Below are 26,996 nucleotides of genomic sequence, written 5' to 3'. Positions count from 1 at the left end.
CTGCCGGGTGACCGCTCGGCCCTATATCTTGCGGATCACCGTGACGACCTTGCCCAGCACCGTTGCGTCGTTGCCTGGTATCGGGTCGAAGGCCGGATTGTGGGGCATCAGCCACACCTGACCGCCTGCGCGTTTGAAGGTCTTGACGGTGGCCTCGCCGTCGATCATCGCCGCGACGATGTCGCCGTTGTCGGCAACGTTCTGCTGTCGCACGACCACCCAGTCGCCGTCGCAGATCGCGGCTTCGACCATCGAGTCACCGACGACCTTGAGCAGGAACAGCGTCCCCTCGCCGACGAGCTCGCGCGGCAGCGGGAACACGTCTTCGACGGCTTCCTCGGCAAGGATCGGGCCGCCGGCCGCGATGCGCCCGAGGACCGGGACAAAGGTGGGCTCGGGCAGCGCGTCCGAGCCGGCGACCTCGGTGACCGCCGCCGGTGTCACGACGTCTTCGACACCGCGGACGTCGACCGCACGCGGGCGGTTCGGGTCACGCCGCAGATAGCCCTTGCGCTCCAGAACGCGCAGTTGGTGGGCTACCGACGAGGTCGACGTGAGACCGACGGCATCGCCGATCTCGCGGATGCTGGGAGGATACCCTCGGTCGGTGACCGAGGTGCGGATGACGTTCAAGATGGTGCGCTGCCGCTCGGTGAGTGCGGGGTCCACGGAACCGACTGAGGATGCATTGCTGTCGCTCATGGCACTGAATGTAACCCGACGGCGCCTGAGAATCAAACATGTGTTCGACCGGTGTGTCACGGCTGGCTTGGCGGCCGTTCTAGGCCAGTCCTAGCCAGTCCTAGCCAGTCCTAGCCAGTCCTAACCTGCCCTAGGAGGGTGGTGTTTTACGGCCATTGCGGGGACGCTGGTTGACCGGTTGGGCTGTTGGGCAGGGCCTGTGTCGTCGTGAGTGCTTCCTAGCTCAGGTTCCGCCTGCTTCGGCGTCAAACCCAAACTCACCCAACCATTCTCACCGATCACGCCCGACTATCGGGTCAACGCCACGCGAAAAACACCACCCTCCTAGCCAGTCCTAGCCAGTCCTAGCCAGTCCTAGCCAGTCCTAGCCAGTCCTAGCCAGTCCTAGCCAGTCCTACTAGCCAGTCCTAGCCCAGTTCTAGTCCATCCGAGCCTGGCTGACCCGCTGAGGTGCTGAATTACAAACGCGTAACTATTCGCGCGATCGGGTATCCAGTGCCTCATGGCAGCGATGGCGACCGACCGGCCTTGTCGGTGGCACGGTCTAGGGTTTTGGTCGCGCGACACGCTTCGATCGGATGTTCGGCAATCGAACACACTATCGACTAGAGTGTCGAACACATGAGCGACAAATCTCGGGCGGAGGAACGAACATGACACTCATGCAGGCATTCCCGACGCGTACCCGTGGCGTGCCCCTGCCGGTCAACAGGCCGGTTAACAGGCCGGTCTACAGGCCTCTTCGTGAGCCTCTTGGGGCCCAGGGCGGTACGGCACCGCGGCGGCCGGCACCGTGCCGGCCGGGCGGCGCGCCGCTGCGCTACCAGGGCACTGGCCTAGCGACCTCGGCGGCTCCGCATCGCAGGCGTCCCGTCTCGGTGGCGACCACGGTGGGTCTGGCGGTGCTCGCCGGGATGATCACGCTGTGGCTGGGCCTGATGGCGCATTTCGGGGAGCTGGTCAACAGCAATTCCGCGGATTCGTCGGCTGGCGTGCCAGACCGGCTTGCCGTGGTGCGAGTAGCGGCCGGCGAGTCGTTGCAGGACGTGGCGGCCCGGGTCGCGCCCGATACGCCGGTGCGTCAGGTTGTCGAACGGATCCGAGAACTCAACGACCTGGATTCGTCGATGCCTGTCGCCGGGCAGACGTTGATCGCGCCGATCGGCTGACGACACCATGTGGGATGGCGGCGGAAATCGCTGCGCGCCAACGCTTCCGAGTTACGGCGGAATCGAACGTGCGTGGATGGCAACGGCGTTGGCAGTGCGCGGGAGCGCGCAGGTAGTCTCGGAGAGGTCTGAAACACCGGGATGCCACGACGGCGAAGGAGCGGCTATGCACTGTCCGTTCTGCCGGCATCCCGACTCGCGGGTGATCGACTCACGGGAAACCGATGAGGGCCAGGCAATCCGGCGGCGCCGGTCGTGCCCGGAATGCGGGCGACGTTTCACCACCGTGGAGACGGCGGTCCTGGCTGTGGTCAAGCGCAGCGGGGTCTCCGAACCGTTCAGCCGGGAAAAAGTCATTAGCGGGGTGCGCCGGGCGTGTCAGGGCCGCCACGTCGACGATGACGCCCTGAACCTGCTTGCCCAGCAGGTGGAGGACACCGTGCGGGCGGCGGGGTCGCCCGAGGTGCCCAGTCACGACGTAGGCCTGGCCATCCTGGGGCCGCTTCGCGAACTCGACGAGGTTGCCTATCTGCGTTTCGCGTCGGTGTACCGGTCTTTTTCGTCGGCCGAGGATTTCGAGCGGGAGATCGAGGCACTGCGTGCGCACCGCAAGGTATCGACTTCACGCTGACTCGGGCGCGACGCCATTAGGATCCCTGTCATGCCTGCGGAGTTGCACCCCGACCTTAGACCCTTGGAGCCATTGCTGGGCACCTGGGTGGGCCGGGGTGCCGGTGAATATCCCACGATCGAGCCGTTCGAATATTTCGAAGAGGTCGAGTTCTCACATGTCGGCAAGCCGTTTCTCGTCTACGGGCACAAGACCCGTGCGGCGGACGACGGCAGGCCATTGCATGCCGAGGCGGGTTACCTGCGTGTTCCCCAACCGGGCCACGCGGAGTTGGTCTTGGCGCACCCCAGCGGCATCGCCGAAATCGAGTTGGGCACGTATTCGGTGGGCGACGACGCCGTGCACCTCGAGTTGGCCACCACGACCATCGGATTGACTCCGACCGCAAAAGAGGTTACGGCGATCACCCGTTCCTTCAGCGTCGCCGGCGACGAGCTCTCGCACTCGTTGCGGATGGCCGCTGTCGGGCAACCCTTACAGCATCACGTCGCCGCCTTGTTGCACCGTCAGCGCTGACGTCAAACCAACTGCATCACGCCGTCATTGACGACCAAGCCGGCAACCGTGACCCAGCCCTCGGCGCTCCACGTCGTCTTGAGCACCGATCCCTTGCCCTGCGTGATAGTCAGGTCGCGGCTTAAGTAGTCGGTGATCCGCATGGCCGCCGAACCGGTTGCTTCGTCTTCCTCGACCCCCAGGTTGGAGGCGAACATCCGGGCCCGTAGGGCGCCGGCGGGTTCGTCGGTCCAGGTCCATAGGTAATGCGAGGTGTCGTCGGAGAAGTCGTCGGGGTCCGCGGCCGCCAAGGCATCGAGTGAGCCCAGATGATGGATGGCCAATTCGGGTGCCCATTCGGCCCGTGCGCTGATGGCGGTCAGGTCGTTGTCATAGCTGACCTGCACCAGACCGGCCGGCACGTGCAGTGTCTTGATCGGCATTCCCCGCTCACGCAGCCACCACGACACACCCACGATCGGATGTCCGGCGAACGGAAGGCTGGTGCGGGGAGTGTGGATGGTGGCGTGAGCGGTATGCGAGCCGGCAGCCGGGAGGTCGACGAAAATGGTCTCGCTGTAACCCAATTGGTTTGCCAGGTGCTGTCGGTCGCGGGCTTGGACCCGGCTCGCATCAACCACACCAAGCGGATTGCCGAAGTTGCCCTCGGAGTCGGTGAACACCCGCAACACCGTTACCTCGATGCCCATGGCCCGACTGTACGACGCCGCGCGAATCGATGACGGCCGGGTTGATCAGGTGGCGCTGCGTTCGTCGGAACCCATCGCGCTGAGCACGGCGATGCGGGTATCGGCCGGGCCGGAAACAGCTCCTTCGCCACCGCCGGTGCGAAGCAATTCCCGAAGCGCGGCCTGATCGTATTCGGCAGGTTCGGTGCTGTCGATGAAGCGTTGCACGGTGTCGATGAAGCGGGCGGGATCGTCATGGAACGGGAAATGCCCGGAGCCCTCGAAGATTTCCAGGTGCGAGCCGGGCATCGCGGCGTGTGCCAGCCGGGCGTGGCGGACGGGGACCACGACGTCGCGGCTGCCCCAGATGATCTGCACCGGGATGGCCTGGGTCAAATAGCATCTGTCCAGCATGGTGACGATCTGCCCGCGCCAGTCGACCACGGCGCGCAGGGTGCGCGTGAACGCCGACGAGGCCGTCGGTTCGGGCAGATCGTCCAGGATTCGCAGCACATTGGGCAGGTCGCGGCCCAGGGCGGTGGAGCCGATCGCCACCCCCAGTACCCGCCCGACCACCTGAACCGTCGGCCGTACCATCGGCAACCTCAGCAATGCCAGCGCTTCGGCGCCCATCGGCAGTGAGGCCAACCGGAACACGACGTTGACGTCCTTGGTGACGCCACCGGCGCCGACCAGGATCAGCCGGTCGACCAGCTGGGGAAACTGGTAGGCGAACTGCATCGCCACGCCGCCGCCGAGCGAATGACCGATGACGGTGACCCGCTCGATGTCGAGCACGCTGAGCAGGTCGCGCATGCCGTTGGCATAGGCGGCCACCGAGTAGTCGGCGCGCGGCTTATCGGACTTTCCGTGGCCCAACAGGTCGGGAGCAATCACGGTAAACCGCTGCGCAAGCTTGGCGTGGATGCCGGTCCAGGTCGTCGAATTGTCGCCGATGCCGTGGACCAGCAGGATCGCCGGCCCGGATCCGGCGATCCGGAACGCGCGTTTGTAACCGTGAATGGTGCGGAATTGCAGCGACGGCGCCGTTATTTCGCGCACTGGGCGAAGATTGCGCTTCCGCTCGGTCATTCGCCAACCTCGTTGTCGGGCCGCCTACGGCTTTCTCGGGGGCGGTGTTGGAGCCATCAAGCCTGGTCGTCGTCGCGCTTCTTCTCTGCCTGCTGGGCCAGGAATCGCTCGAACTCCGCACCCAACTCGTCGCCGCTCGGCAGATCCTCGTCACGCGTGAGTAACGATCTGTTTTCCTGAGCGTCGATGAAGGCATCGTACTGGCGCTCGAGAGCGGCCACCACTTGGGCGACTTCCGCGCTTGCCTGGACTTGTTCGTCGATCTTGGCCCGGATCTCCGCCGCGGCTTCTGCCAGCGCCGCCAAGGGCAGTTCCAACGATCCCGTCTTGGCGACTTGCTCGAGCAGGGACTGCGCGGCCGCCGGGTAGTCCGTCTGCGTCAGGTAGTGCGGGACGTGCACGGTGAACCCGACGACCTCGTGACCATGCTGCGCCATTCGGTACTCCAACAGGTTGGACGCGCTTGCCGGAACTTGGATTTCGGAGATCCACGGCTGGAAGTCGGCGATCAGTTCCGGATTGTTGGAGTGGGCGGTCATCGTGATCGGGCGGGTATGTGGTACGGCCATAGGAACGGTGCCCAGGCCGATGGTCTGCCGGACCCCCAGGCGTTCGGTCAGCAGGCGCACGGCGGTGATGAATCGCTCCCATTTCAGGTCCGGCTCCAAACCGGCCAGCAGCAGAAATGGGGTGCCGACGCTGTCGCGCAGTGCGTACAGGCTGAGCTCGGGGTCGTCGTAGCTGGTGAAGTGGTCAGTCTTGAAGGTCATCATCGGCCGCCGGGAGCGATAATCCAGCAATTCGTCGATCGCAAACGACGCGACCAGCTCGGTGTCCAATGACCCCTTCAGGTGGGCAGCGGCCAGCCGAATTGCGTGGCCCGCGTCGGAAAAGCCCTCCAAAGCGTGCACCAATACCGGACCACGGCCATCCGACGTCGATAATTGCGGCGCCGGCAACTCGAGGTCGTACATGCCAGGTTGCCCGGGCTGGTAGTCCTGCGCCTCATCCCGGTCTTGATCGTGCGTCATGGGTGTTGCCTCCTCTCGGGGGGTCTAACCGGGGTGCCCTGATCAGTGTCTCTCAATCAACGGGCCCCAATGAACGAACATCTCACTTATGCGCACATCTTCATAACGCGAAAAGCTCCTCGGCGTATTCGCAGCGAACCGCGACGGGCGACCGTGGAGCCCCAAGTCGACAACCAAACCGCCGCCCGTCGTTCGACGATACGGCCTCGTGACGCGTTAGCGGCGGAACTGATTGAGCGCCCGCACCTTGTTCATCACGTCGAGCGCGGCCACCTTGTAGGCCTCGGAGAATGTCGGGTAGTTGAAAACCGCGTCGACCAGGTACTCGACGGTGCCTCCGCACCCCATGACGGCCTGTCCGATGTGCACCATCTCGGTGGCACTGGTGCCGAAGATGTGCACGCCGAGCAGCTTGAGATCGTCGGTGGACACCAGCAGTTTGAGCATGCCGTAGGAGTCGCCGGCGATCTGGCCGCGGGCCAGTTCCCGGTAGCGCGCCACACCCACCTCGTAGGGGATGGATTCCTTGGTCAGTTCCACCTCGGTGGCGCCGACGTAGGAGATCTCGGGGATCGAATAGATGCCGATCGGCTGCAGGTCGGTGATGCCGTCCGTGGGTTCCCCGAACGCGTGATAGGCGGCCAGCCGGCCCTGCTCCATCGACGTCGCGGCCAAGGCCGGAAAGCCGATGACGTCGCCGACGGCGTAGATATGATCCACCTTGGTCTTGAACTGTTCGTCGACCCATATTCGCCCGCGGCGTTCGACCTCCAGGCCGGCGTTGGGCAGGTCGAGGTGGTCGGTCTGGCCCTGGCGTCCTGCGGAGTACATCACCGTCTCGGCGGGAATCTGTTTGCCGCTGGCCAGGGTGGTGACGGTGCCCGCCGAGCCGACGTCGACCGCGGTGACCTCTTCGCCGAACCGGAATGTCACCGCCAGGTCGCGCAGGTGGAATTTCAGCGCCTCGACGACCTCGGGGTCGCAGAAGTCCAGCATGTCTTCCCGCTTCTCGACGACGGTCACCTTGGTGCCCAGCGCGGCGAACATCGACGCATATTCGATACCGATCACGCCGGCACCGACCACGACCATCGAGGCCGGGAGCGACTTGAGGTCCAGGATCCCGTCGGAGTCGAGGACCCGTTCTTCGTCGAATTCCACGCCGGACGGCCGGGCCGGCCTGGTGCCGGTGGCGATGACGATGTAATCGCCTGTGACAGTGGTCTTTTCGCGACGCGTCTGGTCTTCGATCATGATGGTGTGCGGATCGATGAACCGGCCGTGCCCCACCAGCAGGTCGACTCGGTTGCGCATCAACTGATTGCGCACCACGTCGACTTCCTTGCCGATCACATGCTGGGTGCGGGCCAGCAGATCGGCCGGGGTGATCCGGTCCTTAACGCGGTAGCTCGCCCCGTAGAGTTCGCGCTGATTCATGCCGGTGAGGTAGAGCACCGCCTCGCGCAACGTCTTCGAAGGGATGGTGCCGGTGTTGACGCAGACGCCACCCAGCATTCGGCCACGTTCCACGATCGCAACGGATTTGCCCAACTTGGCCGAGGCAATGGCCGCCTTCTGGCCGCCAGGCCCAGAGCCGAGAACCACCATGTCGTACTCGCGCATCGACCCCATGAGATAGACAGTAGAACGCACAGTGGCGACTTCGTCCACAGGATGGCGGGCCAGGTGCCGGATGCGCGCACCGGTTGACGGTGCCGGTCGTCAGCGTTGGTGCCTATGACGAAGCATCGACCTGACTTTGAACTGAATCGCCCCGGCGCCCTGATCGCCGCGCTGCCGGCCATCCTCGGCTTCGTGCCAGAAAAATCGCTGGTCCTGGTCTCGGTGGCCGACGGTGAACTGGGATCGGTGATGCGCGTTGACCTGTCGGAGGACCTTGGCCACCGGGTCGAGCAGGTCGCGGAGGTTGCCGCCGCGGCGGACCCCGAGGCCGCGATCGCGGTGATCGTCGACGCGGAGGGAGCGCAGTGTCCGGGATGCAGCGACGAGTACCGGCGGGTGTGCGATGCGCTGACCGAGGCACTGGCGCAGCGTGACATCGTGCTCTGGGCGGCCCACGTGGTCGACCGCATCGCGGTCGGCGGACGCTGGCATTGCGTCGACGGCTGCGGTTCGGGTGGCGTCATCGACGACCCGGTGGCGTCGCCGCTGGCGGTGGCGGCGGTGCTCGACGGTCGGCGGCTGTACCCGCGACGTGCCGACCTCGAGGCCGTCGTCGCGGCTGACGACCGGGCGCGCACCGACACGCTGGCCGCCGTCGTGAAGCGAGAGGCGGCCGAGCGTGAGATCGCCCAGCGTGCCGACCCCTTGGGCTGTAGCCGTCGCGACGTGGAGAAGGCGATGGCCGCTGCCGAGCGGGTGGCCGACGGGCAACCGCTATCGGACGTGGAGCTGGCCCAGTTGGGCTGTGCGCTTACCGACGTGCGGGTGCGCGACACGCTCTATGCCCTCGCCGTCGGTGAGAATTCCGGTCCGGCCGAGTCGTTGTGGGCAGTCCTGGCCCGTGCGCTGCCCGAGCCCTGGCGGGTGGAGGCGCTGGTGTTGCTGGCGTTCAGTGCCTACGCCCGCGGAGACGGTCCGCTGGCCGGGTTGTCCCTGGAGGCCGCGCTGCGCTGCTCGCCCAGTCATCGGATGGCCGGCATGCTGGACACGGCGTTACAGTCCGGGCTTCGGCCGGAGCACATCCGGGAACTCGCGACCACCGGCTATCGGTTGGCTCGGCAACTCGGCGTGCGGCTACCGCCGCGACGGGTGTTCGGCCCATTCGGTCAATCCGGCCGATGGGCGGGGTAGTCAGACCTTCTCGACCTTGACGGCGTGCGCCATCGCGTGCGGCAGGGTGACGTTCTCATGCCCCGGAATGACGATGGTCACGCCGCCTCCCGGACTGGTTTCGACCGTCACTCGGGCGTTCGGCACGACGCCGGCGTCCTTGAGCCGCGTGATCAAGTCGATGTCGCCTTGAACATGCTCGGTGAGCTGGCGAACGACTACTGCCACCGGCGGACCGGCCGGCAGCTCGGTCAGCCGCACCAGGTTGGCGTCTTCGGCGCCGAATTCCGGGCCCACGCCCAGGTCCAGCAAGCCCGGAATCGGATTGCCGAACGGTGACGTCGTCGGGTTGTTCAGCACCTTGACCAGCCGACGCTCGACATCCTCGCTCATCACGTGCTCCCACCGGCATGCCTCGGCGTGCACCTCTTCCCACGGCAACCCGATGACGTCGACGAGGAGTCGTTCGGCGAGGCGGTGCTTGCGCATCACCGCGATCGCCAGCGCCCGGCCTTTGTCGGTGAGTTCGAGGTGGCGATCCCCGGCCACCCGAAGCAATCCGTCCCGCTCCATCCGGGAAACGGTTTGGCTGACAGTCGGCCCGCTCTGCTCCAGGCGTTCGGCTATCCGGGCGCGCAGCGGTGTCACGCCCTCTTCCTCGAGGTCGTAGATCGTCCGCAAGTACATCTCGGTGGTATCAACCAAGTCGTTCATTCAGCATCCTCCGTTGCCGCCGAGTCTACTTGGCCAGCTGCACATGTGGTTGGCCCAAAACGCCCCCGACAGCAGTGTGCCCGCCGCTCATCGCGGCGGGCACACTGTCTTGTACCAGGCTTCTCAATCTATCTTCGGGCGGGGCCTCAACTGGCGTATGACCGCAGCCGGTCGGCGCGTTCGCCATGGCGCAACTTGCACATCACGTCCCGCTCGATCTGGCGCACGCGCTCGCGGGACAGACCGAACAGCTTGCCGATTTGATCCAGCGTGCGCGGCTGACCGTCGTCCAGGCCGAAGCGCAGCCGGATCACCTGGTGCTCACGCTCGTCGAGGGTGGCGAGCACACTGCGAATATCCGTGTGCAGCAGTTCGGCGATGACCGCGTTCTCCGCGGACATGGCTTCGGCGTCCTCGATGAAGTCACCCAGCGGCGCCTCTTCCTCAGAGCCGACCGGCATGTCCAGGCTCACCGGGTCCCGGCTGTGTTCGAGCAGGTCGTTGATCTTGTCGACCGGAATGCCGGACTCTTCGGCGAGTTCCTCGTCGGTGGCTTCCCGGCCCAGGTTCTGGTGCATCTCCCGCTTGATTCGCGCCAGCTTGTTGACCTGCTCGACCAGGTGAACGGGCAGACGGATGGTGCGGCTCTGGTCGGCCATGCCACGGGTGATGGCTTGGCGGATCCACCAGGTGGCATACGTCGAGAACTTGAATCCCTTTGTGTAGTCGAACTTCTCCATCGCGCGGATCAAGCCCAGGTTGCCCTCCTGGATGAGGTCGAGCAGCGGCATTCCGCGGCCCGTGTAGCGCTTGGCCAGTGACACCACCAGCCGTAGGTTGGCCTCGAGGAGGTGACGGCGCGCTGCCTGGCCGTCGCGTACCACGGCCGCCAATTCGCGTTTCCGGTTCTCGCCCAACCGCTTTCGGGTTTCGAGCAGATACTCGGCATACAGCCCGGCTTCGATGCGCTTGGCCAGCTCAACTTCATCGGCGGCGTTGAGCAACGCCGTCTTGCCGATGCCGTTCAGATATACGCGCACCAAGTCCGCTGCGGGGCTTTGAGCATCCAGATCGCTGTCAGCCCGGCTTGTGGTGGCATGTGCCATAGCGCCCTCCCGATCGGCTTGTCCTGTCACGGGGTTTAACGACAGGCTCGCCCACAGAGTTCCCGCCGCGCTGTCATCTCACACACCGTGACGTGCCGAAATGTTGCCAGCGACCTGAGAATGTCCTGAGAAGTGCGCCGCGGCAGCCGGTTTAACCGCGATTGGACAAGTCCGGGGGGTCCGATTGGGGCACAGGGTCTCGCCGAGGCTCCAGCGCCGGACGCTTGGCCGTCGGAAACAGCGGAGTGCGCCGTCGGGCATCGTCGAATCGCCGGGGCTCATCGGCGCTGCGGGGCGGTCTGTCGTTGGCGATGAGCACGGCCATCCACGGTAACGGAATCGAGACAGCCACGATCAGTAGCGAGACAAGACCGTTGTGCCAGGCCCCGTATGCGACGGCGGCCAGGATGAGCGCCGGAATGCGGAACGCCATCAAGGTCAAATACTTGCGTACCCGCGCTCGGTGCTGTTCCTCGTAGGACGGTGCGGCGGCGGTGATCAGTACCGGGCGGCCTCGCTCGTCGAAGTCGTCGAAACTCAGCTCGAAGCCGCGCTTCATTTCTCTACTCTCCCACATCCAGTCGATTCCGGCAGGAGCGAGTCAGGGGGCACAATGTCTGGTATGCAGACGCAGACGATCGAACGCACCGACACCGAGGAACGCGTCGACGACGGGACCGGCAGCGATATCCCGAAGTACTTCCACTACGTCAAGAAGGACAAGATCGCCGAGAGCGCGGTGCTGGGAAGCCATGTGGTGGCGTTATGCGGTGAGGTATTTCCCGTGACCCGGGCACCCAAGCCGGGTTCGCCGGTGTGCCCGGACTGCAAGCGGATCTACGAGACGCTCAAGAAGGGCTGAATTGGCGCGGAGGCTGCGCCGTCGTGGCCTGCCCCGCCCAGTCCGACGCCTAGTCGGCCGTTCCCGTGATGGCGGCGGTGCGGGTCCTCAGCCAGTTGCGCAGCCGATGTGCGTGTGTGGCCGGCGCCGGCCATTCCTCTTGGATCGCCGCGTTGAGTTCGGCTCCGATCATGATCGCGAAACCACCGAAGAACGCGAACAACAGGAAAGCGATGGGCGTGGACAGCGCGCCGTAGGTATAGCCCGTACTGGTGATCCACCTGAGATAGAACCGTAGACCCAGCGTCGCGATCAGGAACACCGCGGTAGCCAGCACTGCGCCAATGACCAGTCGGTGTGTCGGCAGCGGTACCGGCAGAGCGACGCGGTAAAGGATGATCACCCCGACCGTCAGGCCCGCGATCAGTCCCGGGTAGTAGCCATAGTGCAGGACATTGGCCAAGTTGGCCGGAATATGGTCGCTCACCTTCCGCGGGCCCACCACCGCCACCGGCGCGGCGGCCACCAGGAACACCAGCATCACCACGTACAGGAACAGCGCGAAGAACCGCTGCCGCACCGGATGGCGCAGCGGAGTTTGGTCGTGCGCCTCCACCACGGCGTCGACGTAGGAAGAGATTGCCGACGATCCTGCCCACAATGAGATCAAGAAACCCAGCGACACCACTTCGCCGCGCGCGTTGGCGGTGATGTCGCGGATGGTCGGCTCGATGATCTCGTTGACCACACTGGGTGAGAAGAAGCTGTGGGCGGTGGCAATGATGGTTTTTTCGATCGCGGGCAAGGTGTCCTGACCGAATAGCGGAGCCACGTAGGCCAGGCTGCCCAGCATTCCCAAAAGCAAGGGCGGAAGGGACAGCGCCGACCAAAAACCTGCTTGCGCTGACTCGGAGAAGATCGAGTCGTCCCAACTCTTGGAGAGCGTCCGAAGGCTGATTCGCCAGATGTGGTGGCGGGACGGTTTTGGCGTTTGGTCGCTCATCCGGTCCAGCATTACCGAAGATCGGTCACACGTGGCACATTGGACCCGACTTGAGGGGAGCGAGTTTCGGCGAACCTAGTTTCCACTGACCTCCAGCACGGCCGACAGCTCGATCAGTTTGGCTTCGTGCTTGTTGGCGTGGTGCTGGCAGAAGAGAAGTTCGGCACCGGAAGGCAGCTTGGCGCGGACCCGCGCTGCTGCGCCACAGCGGTCGCAGCGGTCGGCTCTAGTCAGCTCAGGACTGGTCAACGTTGCGTTCATGACCTCTCCATATCTAGGTAAGTTCACTGTCTCAGACGTTCCCCGTTTTCGCCTTGTTCCCCGGGTGGCATCAAGTGTGTCCTTTCTCACGGATTTCGGGATGATGAGTCGGGCAAGCTGGCTAGTATGTCGTCCACTCCGGCGGTGTTGGTGCATATGTGTGCGGCCTCCGAATGGTCGTCCGCCCGCCGCCGCGGCGGCTTCCGTCCTGGATCGGCTACCGGGTTCATCCATCTGTCGACGCCTGAGCAGATACATCTGCCGGCCAATCGGCTCTTCCACGGCCGTGGTGACATGGTCCTGCTGTACATCGACCCGGCGGCGCTCGATTCGCCCGTGCGTTGGGAGCCGGGAACGGTAGCGGATCCGGACTGGATGCTGTTCCCGCACCTGTACGGCGAGCTTCCGGCGCGGGCGGTGATCAGCGTCGCCGCCTACCCCCCGGCGGCGGACGGCACCTTCCCGCCGATTCCGGAACCTCGGGCATCCAGGTAGGCGTCGGCCTCGATCTCCACCAGCAGGCCGGGCGCGATCAGCGCTGAAACCTCGACCATGGTCGCCGCGGGTCGGATTCCGCCGAAAACCTCGGCATGGATATCGCCGACCTCCCGCCAGCGGGAAATATCGGTCACGTATATGCGGGTGCGGACCACGTCGGTGAGCCTCGCGCCAGCTTGTCCGAGTGCGGCCTCGATGCGGCGCAGGGCGTCTCTGGTCTGCGCGGCGATATCGCTGCCGCTGCCGGTGGTGCCGGCCACTGCCACATGCGGGCCAACGCGCACCGCGCGCGAATAGCCAACGGCCGATTCGAAGTCGGATCCGGAGGAGATACACCTGCGGGTTGCTGACATGCCGTGACAGTACGACGGCGGCGGCCGATGCGCGGCCGTTGGGTGCGGGCAGCTGGCGTTCCGGTCGTCGCCAAGCATGCCGTACCGAGGCGTGCTTCTGGAAGGCGGCCACGGTCGTCACGACTTTTACACGGACCCAACCGGTTTCGTCAGACGAAATGTGGGAGATCCTCGAAAGGCTGCAGCACCAAGGCGACGACCCGGCCGCGCCCGGTCTGCACCAGACTCGGGATCAACTTGCCGACGAGACTTAAGCGAAAACCGAAGGGTCCCGCTGCGCCGGCGGGTTCGCTCAGTCCAGGTAGTCGCGCAGGACTTGCGAGCGGCTGGGGTGGCGCAATTTCGACATGGTCTTGGACTCGATCTGCCGGATGCGCTCCCGGGTCACGCCGTATACCTGGCCGATCTCGTCGAGGGTGCGCGGCTGGCCGTCGGTGAGGCCGAAGCGCAGCCGTACCACGCCGGCCTCGCGCTCGGACAGCGTGTCCAGGACCGACTGCAGCTGGTCTTGCAGCAGCGTGAACGACACCGCGTCCACGGCCACCACCGCTTCGCTGTCCTCGATGAAGTCGCCCAGCTGGCTGTCGCCCTCGTCGCCGATGGTCTGGTCCAACGAGATCGGCTCCCGGGCGTATTGCTGGATCTCGAGCACCTTCTCCGGGGTGATGTCCATCTCTTTGGCCAGTTCCTCGGGGGTGGGCTCGCGGCCCAGGTCCTGCAGGAGCTCACGCTGGATTCGGCCGAGCTTGTTGATCACCTCGACCATGTGCACCGGGATACGGATGGTCCGGGCCTGGTCGGCCATGGCGCGGGTGATGGCTTGGCGGATCCACCAGGTCGCGTAGGTGGAGAACTTGTAACCCTTGGTGTAGTCGAACTTCTCCACCGCCCGGATCAAGCCCAGGTTGCCTTCCTGGATCAAGTCCAGGAACGCCATCCCGCGCCCGGTGTAGCGCTTGGCCAGTGAAACCACCAGCCGCAAGTTGGCCTCCAGCAGATGGTTTTTCGCGCGATCGCCGTCGCGGCAAATCCACATCATGTCGCGACGTTGCGCGGCGGGCAGCTTCTCGCCGCGCTCTGCCATCTCCGCCATCAGCTGCGTGGCGTAGAGGCCGGCCTCGATCCGTTTGGCCAGCTCGACCTCTTCCTCGGCGTTGAGCAGCGCCACCTTGCCGATCTGCTTGAGGTAGGCGCGAACCGAGTCCGCGGAGGCGGTGAGTTCGGCGTCTTTGCGCGCTTGGCGCAACGCTTCCGACTCGTCCTCGTCCCATACGAAATCGCCTGAGGCCTTGTCCTTCTCGGTGGGCTCGGCGATCTCCTCCTCGTCATCGACGGCGCTCCCGGGCGCTGCAACAGCTGGAGATTCAACCTCGTTGGTGTCCTCGACGTCGGTGGGATCGAGGTCGCCGTCGTCGACGACGGCGGCGACGACGTCGCCTTCCACGTCGTCTTCCACGTCGTCTTCCAGGTCGTCAAGGCCGAGACCGGCCTCCAGATCGAGGTCCTCGACGGGGTCGACGTCAAGGTCTGGCTCATCGTCGAGGTCTTCGGCGGCATCGAGCGCAACGGCCGGGTCCGTGGCCGCGCCTTCGAGTGTCTCGCCGAACGTGTCGGCGTCACGGGGCGGGGCCTTTGCGGCTTTTGCCGCGGTACGGCTTTTCTTCGGAGCGGTGGTCTCGGCGTCGCTGGCGGCATCGGCGGCCTTTGTGGACCGGCCCGCCGCCTTGGTGGCCCGCTTCGCGGGGGTAGCGCCATTGGCTGTCTTTGCCGCCGGTCGCTTGGCGCCGGCTTTGGCCGGGGACTTGGTGGCGGTGCGCTTCACCGGCTCACCGGTCGCCTGACTGGCCCTGGTCGCTGCCACATACACCCCTTCGGTGGTACTCGCTTCCGGTATGAGTCTGGGCGTGCTGAACCGAAAGTGTCTGCTATGTCGAATGTCGGCGTTGATATCGGCGTGAAAACTCGCGCTCTATCGGTCGGGCGGTCGCCGACGACCATTGTAACTTCACTGCGCGCCCGTACTGCCCGAGCGGGAAAAATCAGTGGGTCACATCCCTGGTGGACGCCATTGCTGCGCCGACTATCCCGGCGGCGTTCTGCAGGGTTGCCGGCACTACAGGGGTGCGATTTTCCAGCAGATGCACCCATTTGTCGGCTTTGCGGCTGATGCCGCCGCCGGCGATGAACAGGTCGGGCCACATCGCGTTCTCGATAGCGACCAGAACCCGCGTCACCTGCTTGGCCCACTTTTCGTAGCTCCAGTCTTTCCTTTCCTTGACCGACGACGCGGCCCGCTGCTCGGCCTCCTTACCCCCGACCTCGAGATGCCCGAACTCGGTGTTGGGTATCAGCTTGCCGTTGTGGATGACCGCAGACCCGATGCCGGTTCCGAAGGTGAGCAGGATGACCAGCCCCGAGTTGTCCTTGCCGGCTCCATAGCGTTCTTCGGCAAGCCCGGCCGCATCGGCGTCGTTGAGAACTGTTACCTCTTGACCGCCCAGCTCGGTGCCGATGATTTCGCTAGCGTTGGTCCCGATCCATGACTTGTCCACATTGGCCGCCGTCTGGGCGATGCCGTGCGTGACCACGCCGGGGTAGGTCACCCCGAGTGGGCCGGTCCAGCCGAAGCCGTGGACCACCTCGGCGATGGTCTTGGCGACCGCTGACGGCGTGGCCGGCTGGGGAGTCAGCAGCTTGATCCGGTCCCCGATCAGCTGGCCGGTGTCCAGGTCGACAATTCCGCCCTTGATGCCGCTGCCACCGACATCGATGCCGAAGCCGCGACGCTGCTGCGTGGCACCGGCGATGTGGGATGGGGGGTCGGCGCTGGTCATCGGTTCTCCTCGGCGAGACATGGGTGTCCGAATACCTTAGCCCGCGTGCTTGTCGAGACCGGGCATTCTGGCTCGGCCCCGGCGACGGTGCGGGCTTTGCCTGTTGAGGAGCCGGGCGAATGTGGCTAGGCCCGGCGACGCGGGCGGGTCCGGGCGACTGTGATGCGATAGAGCGGTGACACGATCCGACAACGAGCCCGCGCGGCTGCGTTCGGTGGCCGAGACTCTCGCCGCGGAGGCGGCCGAGTTCGTGCGTGGTCGGCGCGCCGAGATATTCGGTCTGCATCCGGCCACTGACAGCGGCGCCGCGGTGCGGACCAAGACCACCCCGACCGACCCGGTGACCGTCGTCGACACCGATACCGAGCGGCTGCTGCGCGAGCGGCTGGCTCAGCTTCGGCCCGGTGACCCGATTTTGGGGGAGGAGGGCGGGGGTCCGGCAGACTCGACGGCCGCGGCGGCCGACGCCGTGACTTGGGTGCTGGACCCCATCGACGGCACCGTGAACTTCGTCTACAGCATTCCGGCCTACGCGGTGTCGGTCGGAGCCCAAGTCGGCGGCGTGTCGGTGGCCGGCGCGGTCGCTGATGTCGTCGGCGGCAGGGTGTATTCGGCTGCGGCAGGGCTAGGCGCCCATGTCACCGACCGGCACGGGATTCGTCAGTTGCGCTGCACCGATGTCGACAATTTGTCGATGGCCCTGTTGGGCACCGGCTTCGGGTACTCAACGCGGCGCCGCGCTACCCAGGCAGCGCTGCTGGCCCGGATGCTGCCGGTGGTTCGAGACGTGCGCCGGATCGGTTCTGCGGCGTTGGACTTGTGCATGGTCGCCGCCGGCCAGCTGGATGCTTACTACGAGCACGGGCTGCAGGTGTGGGACCGCGCGGCGGGTGCCCTGATAGCTGCCGAGGCGGGAGCCAGGGTGCTATTGCCCGCCGCGGATGCCCCGGAAGGGGGCTTGGTGCTGGCCGCCGCGCCCGGCATTGCCGACGAGCTGTTGGCGGTGCTGACGCGATTCGATGCTCTCGAGCCGATCCCGGACTGAGCTGCTCAGCAACTGCTTGCGTGGATCTTGGCCACGAGCGTGGGATCGGTCGGCTCGGTGGCACCGGGCCGCAGGCTCGCGAGTACGGCGTCGATGTCGTCGTTGTGGGCCAGCGTGGTGAAGTCGGTGCCGAGGACGAGGTCGACCGAGTCGTCGGCACGGCTGTCGTGGAACAGCTCGGTACACGGCGCCACCAGCCATACCGCGGCGGCCGCGGCTTGACCTGCGGTGCCGAACCGGATCTGGCCCTGGCAGGTCAGCCGGGTACCGGCATAGACCGGGTCGTTGGCGGCCGTCGGCTGGGCGAAACCGAGATCCTGCATGGCCCCAGCGATGTCGCCGGCTTGACCGCCCCGTCCGCTGGCGTTGAGGACGCGCACTTTGGTCTCGCTGAGTTTGGCGGGGGCGACGTCGGTCATTTCGGTTCGCGACACCGGCTCACCGAGCCTGGGCGGCGCCGTCGACCCGGTCGGCTGTGGCGGGGGGTTGCACGTCGCAGCCTCGCGGACATTCGTCGGGCGGGTCAGGGCCAGCGTCCACGCCACTGCCGTCGCGATCGCCAGCAGGATCACGGCCACGATTGCGGGGCGGGGATTGCGCCGCCGAAATGGCCGACCGTGCTTGTCAAAGGCGGTGCCCTCGGTGATTTGTGCGACCACACGTGCACTGTAGTCCGGCGCCTGGATTGCCGCGTTGAGGGCCGATCGCGAGGGCGCCTAAGGTGGTGTGACGTAAATCACAGTTGATTGAGCCGAGTTCTGGGCACGAATCGTTTGGTGGATGCGTTCGACGCTGGTACAAAGCGATGCTTGAACTTATGAGAGGGCATGCGAGGGGACGGAATAATGCCTACCGACTATGACGCTCCACGGCGCACCGAGGCCGACGATGTGTCGGAGGATTCGCTGGAGGAGCTGAAAGCTCGACGGAACGAGGCGGCGTCGGCCGTGGTCGACGTGGATGAGTCCGAGTCCGCCGAGTCATTCGAGCTGCCTGGCGCCGACTTGTCCGGTGAAGAGCTGTCGGTGCGTGTCATCCCGAAGCAGGCAGACGAGTTCACCTGCTCGAGCTGCTTCCTGGTGCAACACCGCAGTCGACTGGCCAGCGAGAAGAACGGCGTGATGATCTGTACCGACTGCGCGGCGTGATCGGTCAGCCGCGTAATGCCGACAGCACCCGCTCGGGGTGACGGCAGCTCACCAGCCAGTACGGGGTGGGGTCCTCGGGGTCGTCGAGCACCAGCAGAACCAACGGGCCGACCCATGCGCGATGCAGGACGAACGCTGCCGGGTCGAGCTGTCGGCCCAGTGCCGCTGACTTGGCGGTGCGGGCCACTTCGGCCGATCGGGAGACCGCGGTGACCGGCAGGTGCGCCGCGCCGGCCCACAGCTCGACGCCGGTCTGGTCGGCTGTGACTCGGATCTCCACCCGGCCCAGCCATAGCAGCGTGCCGGCCGCGACGGCGAACAACGTCGCGAACGGCGACCAGTCGGGCAGGGCGGCGATACCCATGTTGACTTCGAAAGCGATGAGCGCCGCCGCCGCAAACCCCAGCGGCCACCACCACCACGGCACCCATAGTCGTTCGCGGTATCGCACACTGTGCGGCGCGACGCGCGTACCCGACATTCGGTCAAGAGTAGTCTGTGGCCCCGTGTCGACCAGTCTGGCCGTTGTCCGTCTCGACCCCGGGCTGCCGCTGCCCAGCCGCGCTCATCACGGCGACGCGGGGGTAGATCTCTATAGTGCGCAAGACGTGCAGCTGGCCCCTGGTCAGCGTGCCCTGGTGCCGACGGGCGTTGCGGTCGCCATCCCGTTCGGGATGGTGGGTCTCGTCCATCCGCGCTCGGGCTTGGCCTCCCGGGTGGGGCTTTCGATCGTCAACAGCCCCGGCACCATCGACGCGGGCTACCGTGGCGAGATCAAGGTCGCGCTGATCAACCTCGACCCCGCCACGCCGATCGTGGTGCATCGAGGTGACCGTATTGCCCAGCTGCTGGTGCAGCGGGTCGAGTTAGTCGAGCTGGTCGAGGTCGCGTCGTTCGACGAGGCCGGGCTGGCCGAGACTTCCCGTGGCGATGGTGGCCACGGCTCCTCCGGCGGACATGCGAGTTTGTGATGGCATTCGGTAGACGCACACGCAACCGGGACAGCGGATCGAGTTCGGCCGAGCCGGAAGCACCGGTGGCCGCTGCGCCGAAGGCATCCGAACTGGCCGACGACGGCGACGAGTTGGTGGGCCCGTTCGACATCGAAGACTTCGACGACCCCTCGGTCGCGGAGTTGGCCAGACTCGACCTGGGTTCGGTGTTGATCCCGATGCCGACGGCAGGCCAGGTGCAGGTCGAACTGACCGAGAACGGCGTCCCGAGCGCGGTCTGGATCGTCACGCCCAACGGCCGCTTCACCATCGCGGCCTACGCGGCGCCGAAGTCCGCCGGCCTATGGCGTGAGGTGGCCGGCGAGCTCGCCGACTCGCTGCGCAAGGACTCCGCTCAGGTTTCCATCAAAGACGGCCCGTGGGGTCGGGAGGTGATCGGTACGGCCTCCGGCGTGGTGCGTTTCATCGGTGTCGACGGCTACCGCTGGATGATCCGGTGTGTGGTCAACGGCCCGCACGAGACGATCGATGCGTTGACCGATGAGGCTCGCGAGGCGTTGGCGGACACCGTTGTCCGCCGCGGAGACACCCCCCTGCCGGTACGTACCCCGTTGCCGGTGCGGTTGCCCGAGCCGATGGTGGAGCAGCTGCGCGAGGCCGCGGCCGCCCAGGCACAGGCGCAGGAGCAGGAGCAATCCAATCCGGCGGCGCGACGCGGTGCCGGCGGGTCGGCGATGCAGCAGTTGCGCAGCAGCACCAGCGGCTAGGGTTTGGCGGTTCTACGAGGCGTTCTAGGTCTCGGCCAGCGCTGCCAGGCAGGCGGCTCCCAGTGCGGCGGGATCCGCGCCGATCTCATCCAGAGTCACCGTCCGTAGTGCGGCATGCGGCGCGGCGGTCACCCAGTCAATGCCCACCTGCAGCGGGTGAATCGGGTCATCGACGGCGGCAGCGACCCCTAACGGCGCAGAAAGCCGCTCCAGGTCGCTGCGGCCAGGCGCGATATAGGCTGCGGCTTCCTCCATGGCGTCGGGCAATTGCGGCCATTGAACCCGCCAGGACCGGGCCAGCTCGTCGGCCAACCATGCGGGGCTGGATGCCCGCATCTGCGTCGTCGTCGTCGCCAGGCCGTCACGGCGCAGCTGTGAGGCCGTGTATCGCGCCGCGTGGGCGGCCGGGGCTGATTCGGGCGGGCCCGTCCACGCAGGTAATGCGGCCAGGACGGCCACGGTCCGGTCGGGATGGGCCAGCGCCCACGCTACGGCAACGGCGGCTCCGATCGAGATGCCGCCGACCGCGACCGGACCGGTGCGCGCGGCGTCGTCCAGTGCGGCCAGGTACCCGGAGATCAAGTGCTCTGGTCGTGGCGCAGGTGTCAGCAGCGCCGCGCCGAGCCCGTGCAGGGGGCCGGAAAACGCCCGGTAGACGTAGTCGTCGTCGGAACCGGTTCCGGGCAACACCACGGCCGTGACTCCGCGAAAATCGACTGGCATTCCTTGATAGTGCCTTGATAGTGCTCCGCCATTGCGGGTACTCCGAGCCCGGTGCATCGATACGTGTGGCGGACGGGAACCAACAGGTCTACGGTGACCGTTGGCATAGATGGAATGCTGATCGCACGAAGAGCTTCCGTTACGACGTTGGAGTGTCAGGAGAGGCCATGGGCGCCCAAGGTTATCTGCGCCGGCTGACCCGTCGGTTGACGGAAGATCCCCAGCAGCGCGACGTCGAAGAATTGTCGGATGAAGTCCTCACTACCGGCGCGCAGCGCGTCATCGACTGCCAGCGTGGTCAGGAGGTCACTATGGTCGGCACGCTGCGCAGTGTGGAAACCAACGGCAAGGGTTGCGCCGGTGGTGTTCGCGCCGAGTTGTTCGACGGTAGCGACACCGTGACGCTGGTGTGGTTGGGCCAGCGGCGGATCCCCGGCATCGACTCCGGGCGCACGCTGCGGGTACGCGGGCGGCTGGGCAAGCTCGAAAACGGGAGCAAGGCCATCTACAACCCGCACTACGAAATTCAGCGGTGACCATTTCCGGTATCCGGGTTTGTCTGGGGTACACCGTCTCGAGCCGGCTAGCTGCAGCGGCCTCGACATGAGTACTCACCGCATCAGCGCAGAGCGCCTGCTGGCGCAGGCCGGTGGCGTCAGTGGTCTGGTCTATTCGTCGTTGCCGGTGGTCGTCTTCGTCGTGGTGTCCAGTGTGGCCGGATTGCTGCCCGCAATTGCGTCTGCCGTGGGCGTGGCCGCATTGGTATTGCTATTGCGGCTGATTCGGCGGGAATCCGCCCAGCCCGCCGTTTCCGGGTTCTTCGGGGTCGCCGTGTGTGCCCTGATCGCCTACCTGGTGGGTCAGTCCAAGGGCTATTTCTTGTTGGGCATTTGGATGTCGTTGCTATGGGCGGTGATTTTCGCCCTGTCGGTGGTGATTCGCCGGCCCGCAGTCGGTGTCCTCTGGAGCTGGGCCACCGGGCGGGACCGCGGCTGGCGCGACGTACCCCGCGCCCGCTACGCGTTCGACATCGCCACGCTGGGTTGGACGCTGGTGTTCGCCGCTCGCTTCATCGTCCAGCGGCTTCTCTACGATGCCGACAAGACCGGCTGGCTGGGCGTCGCGCGCATCGGGATGGGCTGGCCGCTCACCGCGATGGCGGCGCTGGCGACGTACGCCGCGATAAAGGCCGCTCAGCGGGCGATGCCGCTCCTCGAAGGGCCTGCGGTGGCGGGGATGCCGGAAATCGATACCGACGCCGGTCGCGAGCTCTAGCGACTTGCGGGTGTGCGCCCAGGGCGTTGACCGTATGGTGACGGCTCTCAATGGACGGGCACGCCGGGAGTGCTACCGCTCAGGCTCGAGGACCGGGCTCACCCGCCGGTGAGGTTGGCGGCAGCAGCAGCCGGCTCAGCTCCTCCTCTGCCTCGGTGACCGCGACGAACAGCAATTCGTCGCCGCCTTCCAGCGGCTCATCGGCTTGCGGCACGATGACTCGCGGTCCGCGCAGGATCGTGACCAGTACCGCATCCCGCGGTAATTGCAGCTTGCGTACGGGCTTGCCGCCCCAGGGTGTGTCGTCGGGCAGCGTGATCTCCACCAGGTTTGCCTGGCCCTTGCGGAATTCCATCAGCCGTACCAGGTCGCCGACGGCGACGGCCTCCTCGATCAGCGAGGCCAGCATTCGCGGAGTGGACACCGCCACGTCAACGCCCCAGGCGTCGGTGAACAGCCACTCGTTGCGGGGATCGTTGACCCGGGCCACCACCCGCGGCACCGCGAATTCGGTCTTGGCCAGCAGGCTGAGTACCACGTTGACCTTGTCGTCGCCGGTAGCGGCGACCACGACATCGAAATCCTCGAGGTGCACCGACTCCAGCAGGCTCAGCTCGCAAGCATCGCCCAATTGCCAATGCGCGGTCGGGATGGCGTCGGGGTCGAGGTGGTCGCGGTTGCGCTCGATCAGGGTCACGTCGTGCCCATTACCGATGAGCTCACGGGTGACTGAGCGGCCGACGGCGCCGGCCCCGGCGACGACTACCTTCATCTGCGCCACCCCTTAACCCCGGCTCGAACCCCGGCCGAGCCGGTGTCTTCGTCGACGGCGCGGTTCATTTGCGCGGCCCTGACTCGAGGTCCTCACTGGGCGGCAGGGCCGCAATGGCTACCGCCTCGGCCGCCCGGCCGGAGATGGCGGCGACGTAGACCTGGTCGCCGGCCTGCAGTATCGTCTTCGGCTCGGGCAGCACCCCGGTTCCGAATCGGATCAGGAACGCCGCCCGGGCGCCGGTGGCCTGCTCCAAGTCGGTGACCCGGTGCCCGATCCATTCCTCGTGCAAGATGACCTCGGCGACGGCGACGGTACCGGTGGGATCGCGCCACTTGGCGGTCTCAGTTTCGCGGAGCAGCGCGTTGAGCAGCCGGTCGGTGGTCCAGGGCACCGTGGCGATCGTGGGGATACCCAGGCGTTCGTAGACCTCGGCGCGCTTGGCGTCGTAGATGCGCGCGACCACCCGCGGCACACCGAAGGTTTCCCGGGCCAACCGTGCCGAGATGATGTTGGAGTTGTCTCCGGAGGACACCGCAGCGAATGCGTCGGCGCCTTCGATGCCTGCACGCAGCAGCACATCTCGGTCGAATCCTTGGCCAAGCACCCGCTCGCCGGCAAACTCGGGGCTGAGCCGGTTGAAGGCGGTGCTGTCGCGGTCGATGACCGCGACGTCGTGGCCGATGCGGGACAGCGCGTCGGCCACCGACGAGCCGACCCGGCCGCACCCCATCACTACCACTCGCACGTGACGTCCTCTCGGCTGTAGCTGATTCCGGTGCGGAAAATTCTCGCCCAGGGAACGCTACCGTCAAAGCCGTCGGGGCTTACCCTTGGCTCTCGTGTCCAAACTTTCCACCGCCGCGCGCCGGCTGCTGATCGGCAGGCCGTTTCGCAGCGACCGGCTGAGCCACACGCTACTGCCGAAGCGGATCGCGTTGCCGGTATTCGCCTCGGATGCGATGTCGTCGGTGGCCTACGCCCCCGAAGAGATCTTTCTGATGCTGTCGGTGGCCGGTCTCGCCGCGTATTCCATGGCGCCGTGGATCGCGCTGGCGGTGGCCGCGGTGCTACTCGTGGTGGTGTCGAGCTACCGGCAGAACGTGCACGCCTATCCGTCCGGGGGCGGCGACTACGAAGTCGTCAGCACCAACCTGGGCCCCACCGCCGGTCTCGTGGTCGCCAGCGCCCTGATGGTCGATTATGTTCTCACGGTTGCGGTTTCGATCGCATCGGCGATGTCGAACATCGGTTCGGCGATCCCCTTCGTATATGAGCACAAGGTGTTCTTCGCGGTGAGCGCCATCGTGCTGGTGACGGCGATGAACCTGCGGGGGGTCCGCGAATCCGGGCTGGCATTCGCCGTTCCGACCTATGCGTTCATCATCGGAGTCGGCGCGATGCTCTGTTGGGGGCTGTTCCGCATCTACGTGCTGGGCAACCCGCTGCGCGCCGAGTCCGCCGGATTCGTGATGCACGCCGAGCACGGCAAGGTCGTCGGTGCCGCACTGGCATTCCTGGTGGCCCGCTCGTTCTCGTCGGGCTGCGCGGCACTGACGGGTGTGGAGGCGATCAGCAACGGGGTCCCGGCTTTTCAGAAGCCCAAGTCCCGCAACGCCGCCACGACCCTGCTCATGCTGGGCACCATCGCGGTGACCTTGCTGATGGCCATGGTCCTGCTCGCCGTCGAAACCGGGGTCCAGGTCGTCGACGATCCGGAGACGCAGCTGACCGGCGCCCCGCCGGGCTATCAGCAAAAAACGTTGGTCGCTCAATTGGCGCAGACCGTGTTCGGCGGCTTCCACGTGGGGTTCTTGTTGATCGCCGCGGTCACCGCGCTGATCTTGGTGCTGGCGGCCAACACCGCGTTCAACGGCTTCCCGGTGCTCGGCTCGGTGCTGGCGCAGCACAGCTACCTGCCACGCCAGCTGCACACCCGCGGTGACCGGCTGGCGTTCTCCAACGGGATCTTGTTCCTCGCGGCTGCTGCCATCGCGGCGGTGATGGCCTTCCGCGCCGAACTCACCGCGTTGATCCAGCTCTACATCGTCGGGGTGTTCATTTCGTTCACGCTGAGCCAGATCGGGATGGTCCGGCATTGGACTCGGTTGCTTCGCACCGAGACCGATCCCGTGGGCCGCCGCAAGATGATCCGCTCGCGGGTGGTCAACTCGGTCGGATTAGTGTCTACCGGCACGGTCCTGCTGATCGTCCTGGTCACGAAATTCCTTGTGGGCGCCTGGATTGCGATTGTCGCCATGGGCGCCCTGTTCATGCTCATGAAGCTGATCCGCCGCCACTATGACGCGGTCAACCGGGAACTGGCGGAACAGGCCGCAGCGCAGGACAACGAAATCGTGTTGCCCAGCCGCAATCATGCCGTGGTACTGGTGTCGAAGTTGCATCTGCCGACACTGCGTGCGCTGGCCTACGCGCGGGCGACCCGTCCCGACGTGCTCGAGGCCGTCACGGTCAGCGTCGATGACGCCGAAACCCGTGACCTGGTGCACAAGTGGGAGGAAAGCGATATCAGCGTGCCGCTGAAGGTCATCGCTTCGCCCTACCGTGAGGTGACCCGTCCGGTTCTGGATTACGTCAAACGGGTCAGCAAGGAATCCCCGCGGACCGTGGTGACGGTGTTCATCCCGGAGTACGTGGTGGGCCGCTGGTGGGAGCAGCTGTTGCACAACCAGAGTGCGCTGCGGCTCAAGGGCAGGTTGCTGTTCATGCCGGGGGTGATGGTGACATCGGTTCCCTGGCAACTGACTTCGTCGGAGCGGGTGAAGACGCTACAGCCTCATGTGGCTCCCGGCGATGCGCGGCGAGGCATCTTCGATTGACCCTGGCACCCGAACTGACGTTGGTCACCGGTGCGCCGGCAAACGGCGGTAGCTGTGTGGCGCGCCACGAAGGCCGGGTGGTCTTCGTCCGCTGTGCCTTACCCGGGGAGCGGGTGCGGGTAAGGGTCACCGCCGAGCGTCAATCCTATTGGCACGCGGAGGTTATCGAAGTGCTCGATCCGTCTCCGGACCGGATCGAGTCGTTGTGCCCGATTGCCGGGGTGACTGGCGCCGGCTGTTGTGATCTGGCTTTTGTCGCCCCGGAAGCGGCGCGGGCGCTCAAGGCGCACGTGGTGGCCGATCAACTGAAACGGCTCGGCGGATACAACTGGTTCGGGGCGGTCGAACCGCTTTCGGATGCCGGTCCCACCGGTTGGCGCAGCCGGGTGCGACTCGAGGTGGGACCCTACTGTCGCGTCGGCTTTCACCGCTACCACAGCAGCGCGGTGGTGACCGATCTACATTGCGGGCAGGTGCCCGCCGGGATGCTGGACGGCCTGAATTCGGGTCGCCCCTGGCCGCCGGGCGGGCAGGTGAACGTGGTGCTCGACGACGACGGCCAGCGTCACGTGATGCTCACGGTGCGCCATGGCCGGCGGGTCGCCACCAGCGCGGTCGAGGGTGAGTCTCGCGCGGTGCAGCGGGTCGGCGGGCGTATCTGGCGGGTGCCGGTGACGGCCTTTTGGCAGGCGCATCGCGATGCGGCGGCGGTGTACAGCGGCCTGGTCGCGGACTGGGCGCAGGCCGCTCCCGGCATGACGGCGTGGGATCTCTACGGCGGTGCCGGTGTTTTCGCCGCGGTGCTGGGTGAGGCGGTGGGGGAGTCGGGACGGGTATGGACCGTCGACAGCGCGCGTGCGGCGTCGAGGACCGCCCATGCCGCGCTGGCCGATCTACCGCAGGTAGCCGTCGTCAGCGATTCGGTGCGGCGGGCGCTGGAAAGGCAACCGGCCGGCGCCGACGTCGCGGTGCTGGATCCGCCGCGTACCGGGGCCGGACGCGACGTGATCAACCTACTGGCCGCCGCGCGGGTGCCGCGGGTGGTGCATATCGGTTGTGAGGCAGCATCTTTCGCACGCGATATCGGCCTGTACCGCAGTCATGACTACTCGGTCGAGAAGATCAGGGTGTTCGACGCGTTCCCGCTGACCCATCACGTGGAATGCGTTGCGCTGTTGACCTGCTAGGCCGATGCCGCGCCGAGACTGCGGTGAGCGTGCGCACCAGGGCTCTCGGCACGCTGTGGGCGCAGTCTCGACGC

At 66.1% G+C, this 26,996-nt stretch carries 32 protein-coding genes; 14 read left to right on the top strand and 18 right to left on the bottom strand.

From position 1 onward, the window contains the following. Positions 1–21 precede the first annotated feature (21 nt). On the bottom strand, positions 22–702 hold the full coding sequence (gene lexA / locus CDN38_RS03655; RefSeq protein ID WP_075510830.1) for a transcriptional repressor LexA: 681 nt from the start codon (positions 700–702) through the stop codon (positions 22–24). A 653-nt stretch (positions 703–1,355) separates the two neighbouring features. Between lexA and CDN38_RS03650 the strand changes: the two genes are divergently transcribed. The 3 genes from CDN38_RS03650 to CDN38_RS03640 all read left to right on the top strand — a co-directional run bounded on the left by CDN38_RS03650 (position 1,356) and on the right by CDN38_RS03640 (position 3,018). After that, positions 1,356–1,871 carry a LysM peptidoglycan-binding domain-containing protein gene (locus tag CDN38_RS03650; RefSeq protein ID WP_075511200.1) on the top strand — a complete coding sequence of 172 codons (516 nt, stop codon included), beginning with the start codon at positions 1,356–1,358 and terminating at the stop codon, positions 1,869–1,871. A 166-nt stretch (positions 1,872–2,037) separates the two neighbouring features. Next, complete coding sequence (gene nrdR / locus CDN38_RS03645) at positions 2,038–2,502, top strand: transcriptional regulator NrdR (RefSeq protein ID WP_075511201.1); 465 nt, start codon at positions 2,038–2,040, stop codon at positions 2,500–2,502. Between the two features lie 30 nt (positions 2,503–2,532). Next, a complete protein-coding gene (locus CDN38_RS03640; protein ID WP_075511202.1) occupies positions 2,533–3,018 on the top strand; it encodes a peroxynitrite isomerase in 486 nt (161 codons plus the stop codon). A 2-nt stretch (positions 3,019–3,020) separates the two neighbouring features. Here CDN38_RS03640 and CDN38_RS03635 read toward each other — a convergent pair whose 3' ends face one another. The 4 genes from CDN38_RS03635 to sthA form a co-directional block, all read right to left on the bottom strand. After that, entirely contained in the window at positions 3,021–3,707 is a 687-nt protein-coding gene (locus tag CDN38_RS03635; RefSeq protein ID WP_075511203.1) for a PhzF family phenazine biosynthesis protein, read from the bottom strand. Positions 3,708–3,752: 45 nt separating this feature from the next. Beyond that, positions 3,753–4,778 (bottom strand): alpha/beta fold hydrolase, encoded by a 1,026-nt coding sequence (locus CDN38_RS03630; RefSeq protein WP_075511204.1) that lies wholly within the window; start codon positions 4,776–4,778, stop codon positions 3,753–3,755. A 56-nt stretch (positions 4,779–4,834) separates the two neighbouring features. Further along, positions 4,835–5,809 (bottom strand): proteasome assembly chaperone family protein, encoded by a 975-nt coding sequence (locus CDN38_RS03625; protein ID WP_075511205.1) that lies wholly within the window; start codon positions 5,807–5,809, stop codon positions 4,835–4,837. Between the two features lie 216 nt (positions 5,810–6,025). After that, positions 6,026–7,432, bottom strand: coding sequence for a Si-specific NAD(P)(+) transhydrogenase (gene sthA / locus CDN38_RS03620; RefSeq protein ID WP_099319317.1), 1,407 nt, complete (start codon positions 7,430–7,432; stop codon positions 6,026–6,028). 114 nt (positions 7,433–7,546) lie between these two features. On the opposite strand from sthA, the gene CDN38_RS03615 reads away from it, so the two are divergent. Continuing rightward, the gene (locus CDN38_RS03615) at positions 7,547–8,623 is read left to right on the top strand and encodes a DUF4192 domain-containing protein (RefSeq protein ID WP_099318778.1); all 1,077 of its coding nucleotides are present in this window, start codon (positions 7,547–7,549) and stop codon (positions 8,621–8,623) included. Here CDN38_RS03615 and ideR read toward each other — a convergent pair whose 3' ends face one another. From ideR to CDN38_RS03600, 3 genes are all read right to left on the bottom strand, one after another. Continuing rightward, positions 8,624–9,316, bottom strand: a complete 693-nt coding sequence (gene ideR / locus CDN38_RS03610; protein WP_023372597.1) for an iron-dependent transcriptional regulator IdeR — start codon at positions 9,314–9,316, stop codon at positions 8,624–8,626. A 146-nt stretch (positions 9,317–9,462) separates the two neighbouring features. Then, positions 9,463–10,422, bottom strand: coding sequence for a sigma-70 family RNA polymerase sigma factor SigB (gene sigB / locus CDN38_RS03605; protein WP_075511208.1), 960 nt, complete (start codon positions 10,420–10,422; stop codon positions 9,463–9,465). Positions 10,423–10,573: 151 nt separating this feature from the next. After that, a complete protein-coding gene (locus CDN38_RS03600; RefSeq protein ID WP_082277173.1) occupies positions 10,574–10,999 on the bottom strand; it encodes a DUF3099 domain-containing protein in 426 nt (141 codons plus the stop codon). A gap of 45 nt (positions 11,000–11,044) precedes the next feature. Here CDN38_RS03600 and CDN38_RS03595 point away from each other — a divergent pair, with 45 nt between their 5' ends. After that, positions 11,045–11,284 carry a DUF3039 domain-containing protein gene (locus CDN38_RS03595; protein ID WP_075511210.1) on the top strand — a complete coding sequence of 80 codons (240 nt, stop codon included), beginning with the start codon at positions 11,045–11,047 and terminating at the stop codon, positions 11,282–11,284. Positions 11,285–11,333: 49 nt separating this feature from the next. On the opposite strand, the gene CDN38_RS03590 is transcribed toward CDN38_RS03595, so the two are convergent. Both CDN38_RS03590 and CDN38_RS03585 read right to left on the bottom strand, forming a co-directional pair. Continuing rightward, positions 11,334–12,266: a YihY/virulence factor BrkB family protein gene (locus CDN38_RS03590; protein WP_075511252.1), complete on the bottom strand. Its 933-nt coding sequence runs from the start codon at positions 12,264–12,266 to the stop codon at positions 11,334–11,336. 75 nt (positions 12,267–12,341) lie between these two features. Beyond that, positions 12,342–12,527, bottom strand: coding sequence for a DUF7455 domain-containing protein (locus CDN38_RS03585; protein ID WP_075511211.1), 186 nt, complete (start codon positions 12,525–12,527; stop codon positions 12,342–12,344). 126 nt (positions 12,528–12,653) lie between these two features. Between CDN38_RS03585 and CDN38_RS03580 the strand changes: the two genes are divergently transcribed. Then, a complete protein-coding gene (locus CDN38_RS03580) occupies positions 12,654–13,022 on the top strand; it encodes a DUF952 domain-containing protein (RefSeq protein ID WP_075511212.1) in 369 nt (122 codons plus the stop codon). On the opposite strand, the gene CDN38_RS03575 is transcribed toward CDN38_RS03580, so the two are convergent. From CDN38_RS03575 to ppgK, 3 genes are all read right to left on the bottom strand, one after another. After that, positions 12,962–13,378 (bottom strand): RidA family protein, encoded by a 417-nt coding sequence (locus CDN38_RS03575; RefSeq protein ID WP_075511213.1) that lies wholly within the window; start codon positions 13,376–13,378, stop codon positions 12,962–12,964. The two genes, CDN38_RS03580 and CDN38_RS03575, sit on opposite strands and share 61 nt — an antisense overlap. 292 nt (positions 13,379–13,670) lie before the next feature. After that, positions 13,671–15,239 carry an RNA polymerase sigma factor gene (locus tag CDN38_RS03570; protein ID WP_075511253.1) on the bottom strand — a complete coding sequence of 523 codons (1,569 nt, stop codon included), beginning with the start codon at positions 15,237–15,239 and terminating at the stop codon, positions 13,671–13,673. Between the two features lie 178 nt (positions 15,240–15,417). Further along, positions 15,418–16,212 carry a polyphosphate--glucose phosphotransferase gene (gene ppgK / locus CDN38_RS03565; RefSeq protein ID WP_075511214.1) on the bottom strand — a complete coding sequence of 265 codons (795 nt, stop codon included), beginning with the start codon at positions 16,210–16,212 and terminating at the stop codon, positions 15,418–15,420. Between the two features lie 175 nt (positions 16,213–16,387). Between ppgK and CDN38_RS03560 the strand changes: the two genes are divergently transcribed. Then, positions 16,388–17,257, top strand: a complete 870-nt coding sequence (locus tag CDN38_RS03560; protein ID WP_099318776.1) for an inositol monophosphatase family protein — start codon at positions 16,388–16,390, stop codon at positions 17,255–17,257. A gap of 5 nt (positions 17,258–17,262) precedes the next feature. On the opposite strand, the gene cei is transcribed toward CDN38_RS03560, so the two are convergent. Continuing rightward, entirely contained in the window at positions 17,263–17,916 is a 654-nt protein-coding gene (gene cei, locus CDN38_RS03555) for an envelope integrity protein Cei (protein ID WP_075511216.1), read from the bottom strand. Positions 17,917–18,102: 186 nt separating this feature from the next. Between cei and CDN38_RS03550 the strand changes: the two genes are divergently transcribed. Beyond that, on the top strand, positions 18,103–18,405 hold the full coding sequence (locus tag CDN38_RS03550; protein WP_023372621.1) for a DUF4193 domain-containing protein: 303 nt from the start codon (positions 18,103–18,105) through the stop codon (positions 18,403–18,405). A 4-nt stretch (positions 18,406–18,409) separates the two neighbouring features. Here the strand turns inward: CDN38_RS03550 and CDN38_RS03545 are convergent, their stop codons facing one another. Continuing rightward, positions 18,410–18,886, bottom strand: coding sequence for a DUF3093 domain-containing protein (locus CDN38_RS03545; RefSeq protein WP_075511217.1), 477 nt, complete (start codon positions 18,884–18,886; stop codon positions 18,410–18,412). 25 nt (positions 18,887–18,911) lie between these two features. On the opposite strand from CDN38_RS03545, the gene dut reads away from it, so the two are divergent. Both dut and CDN38_RS03535 read left to right on the top strand, forming a co-directional pair. Next, positions 18,912–19,376 (top strand): dUTP diphosphatase, encoded by a 465-nt coding sequence (gene dut, locus CDN38_RS03540; protein ID WP_075511218.1) that lies wholly within the window; start codon positions 18,912–18,914, stop codon positions 19,374–19,376. Next, on the top strand, positions 19,376–20,125 hold the full coding sequence (locus tag CDN38_RS03535) for a DUF3710 domain-containing protein (RefSeq protein WP_075511219.1): 750 nt from the start codon (positions 19,376–19,378) through the stop codon (positions 20,123–20,125). The genes dut and CDN38_RS03535 overlap by 1 nt, the downstream gene beginning before the upstream one ends. 24 nt (positions 20,126–20,149) lie before the next feature. Here the strand turns inward: CDN38_RS03535 and CDN38_RS03530 are convergent, their stop codons facing one another. Then, the gene (locus tag CDN38_RS03530) at positions 20,150–20,848 is read right to left on the bottom strand and encodes an alpha/beta fold hydrolase (RefSeq protein WP_075511220.1); all 699 of its coding nucleotides are present in this window, start codon (positions 20,846–20,848) and stop codon (positions 20,150–20,152) included. A gap of 167 nt (positions 20,849–21,015) precedes the next feature. Between CDN38_RS03530 and CDN38_RS03525 the strand changes: the two genes are divergently transcribed. Continuing rightward, positions 21,016–21,384, top strand: a complete 369-nt coding sequence (locus tag CDN38_RS03525; RefSeq protein ID WP_075511221.1) for an OB-fold nucleic acid binding domain-containing protein — start codon at positions 21,016–21,018, stop codon at positions 21,382–21,384. 67 nt (positions 21,385–21,451) lie between these two features. Then, entirely contained in the window at positions 21,452–22,123 is a 672-nt protein-coding gene (locus tag CDN38_RS03520; RefSeq protein WP_075511222.1) for a DUF3159 domain-containing protein, read from the top strand. 79 nt (positions 22,124–22,202) lie between these two features. On the opposite strand, the gene CDN38_RS03515 is transcribed toward CDN38_RS03520, so the two are convergent. Next, positions 22,203–22,895, bottom strand: a complete 693-nt coding sequence (locus CDN38_RS03515) for a potassium channel family protein (RefSeq protein ID WP_075511254.1) — start codon at positions 22,893–22,895, stop codon at positions 22,203–22,205. Between the two features lie 64 nt (positions 22,896–22,959). Further along, positions 22,960–23,643: a potassium channel family protein gene (locus CDN38_RS03510; RefSeq protein ID WP_082277174.1), complete on the bottom strand. Its 684-nt coding sequence runs from the start codon at positions 23,641–23,643 to the stop codon at positions 22,960–22,962. Positions 23,644–23,737: 94 nt separating this feature from the next. Between CDN38_RS03510 and CDN38_RS03505 the strand changes: the two genes are divergently transcribed. Then, the gene (locus CDN38_RS03505) at positions 23,738–25,735 is read left to right on the top strand and encodes an APC family permease (RefSeq protein ID WP_099318775.1); all 1,998 of its coding nucleotides are present in this window, start codon (positions 23,738–23,740) and stop codon (positions 25,733–25,735) included. Next, on the top strand, positions 25,732–26,922 hold the full coding sequence (locus tag CDN38_RS03500; RefSeq protein ID WP_408632993.1) for a class I SAM-dependent RNA methyltransferase: 1,191 nt from the start codon (positions 25,732–25,734) through the stop codon (positions 26,920–26,922). Before CDN38_RS03505 ends, CDN38_RS03500 begins: the two co-directional genes overlap by 4 nt. Positions 26,923–26,996: the final 74 nt, after the last annotated feature.

This window comes from Mycobacterium ostraviense (assembly GCF_002705925.1).
Taxonomy (GTDB): domain Bacteria; phylum Actinomycetota; class Actinomycetes; order Mycobacteriales; family Mycobacteriaceae; genus Mycobacterium; species Mycobacterium ostraviense.
This window is presented reverse-complemented; position numbering and strand designations above follow the sequence as displayed.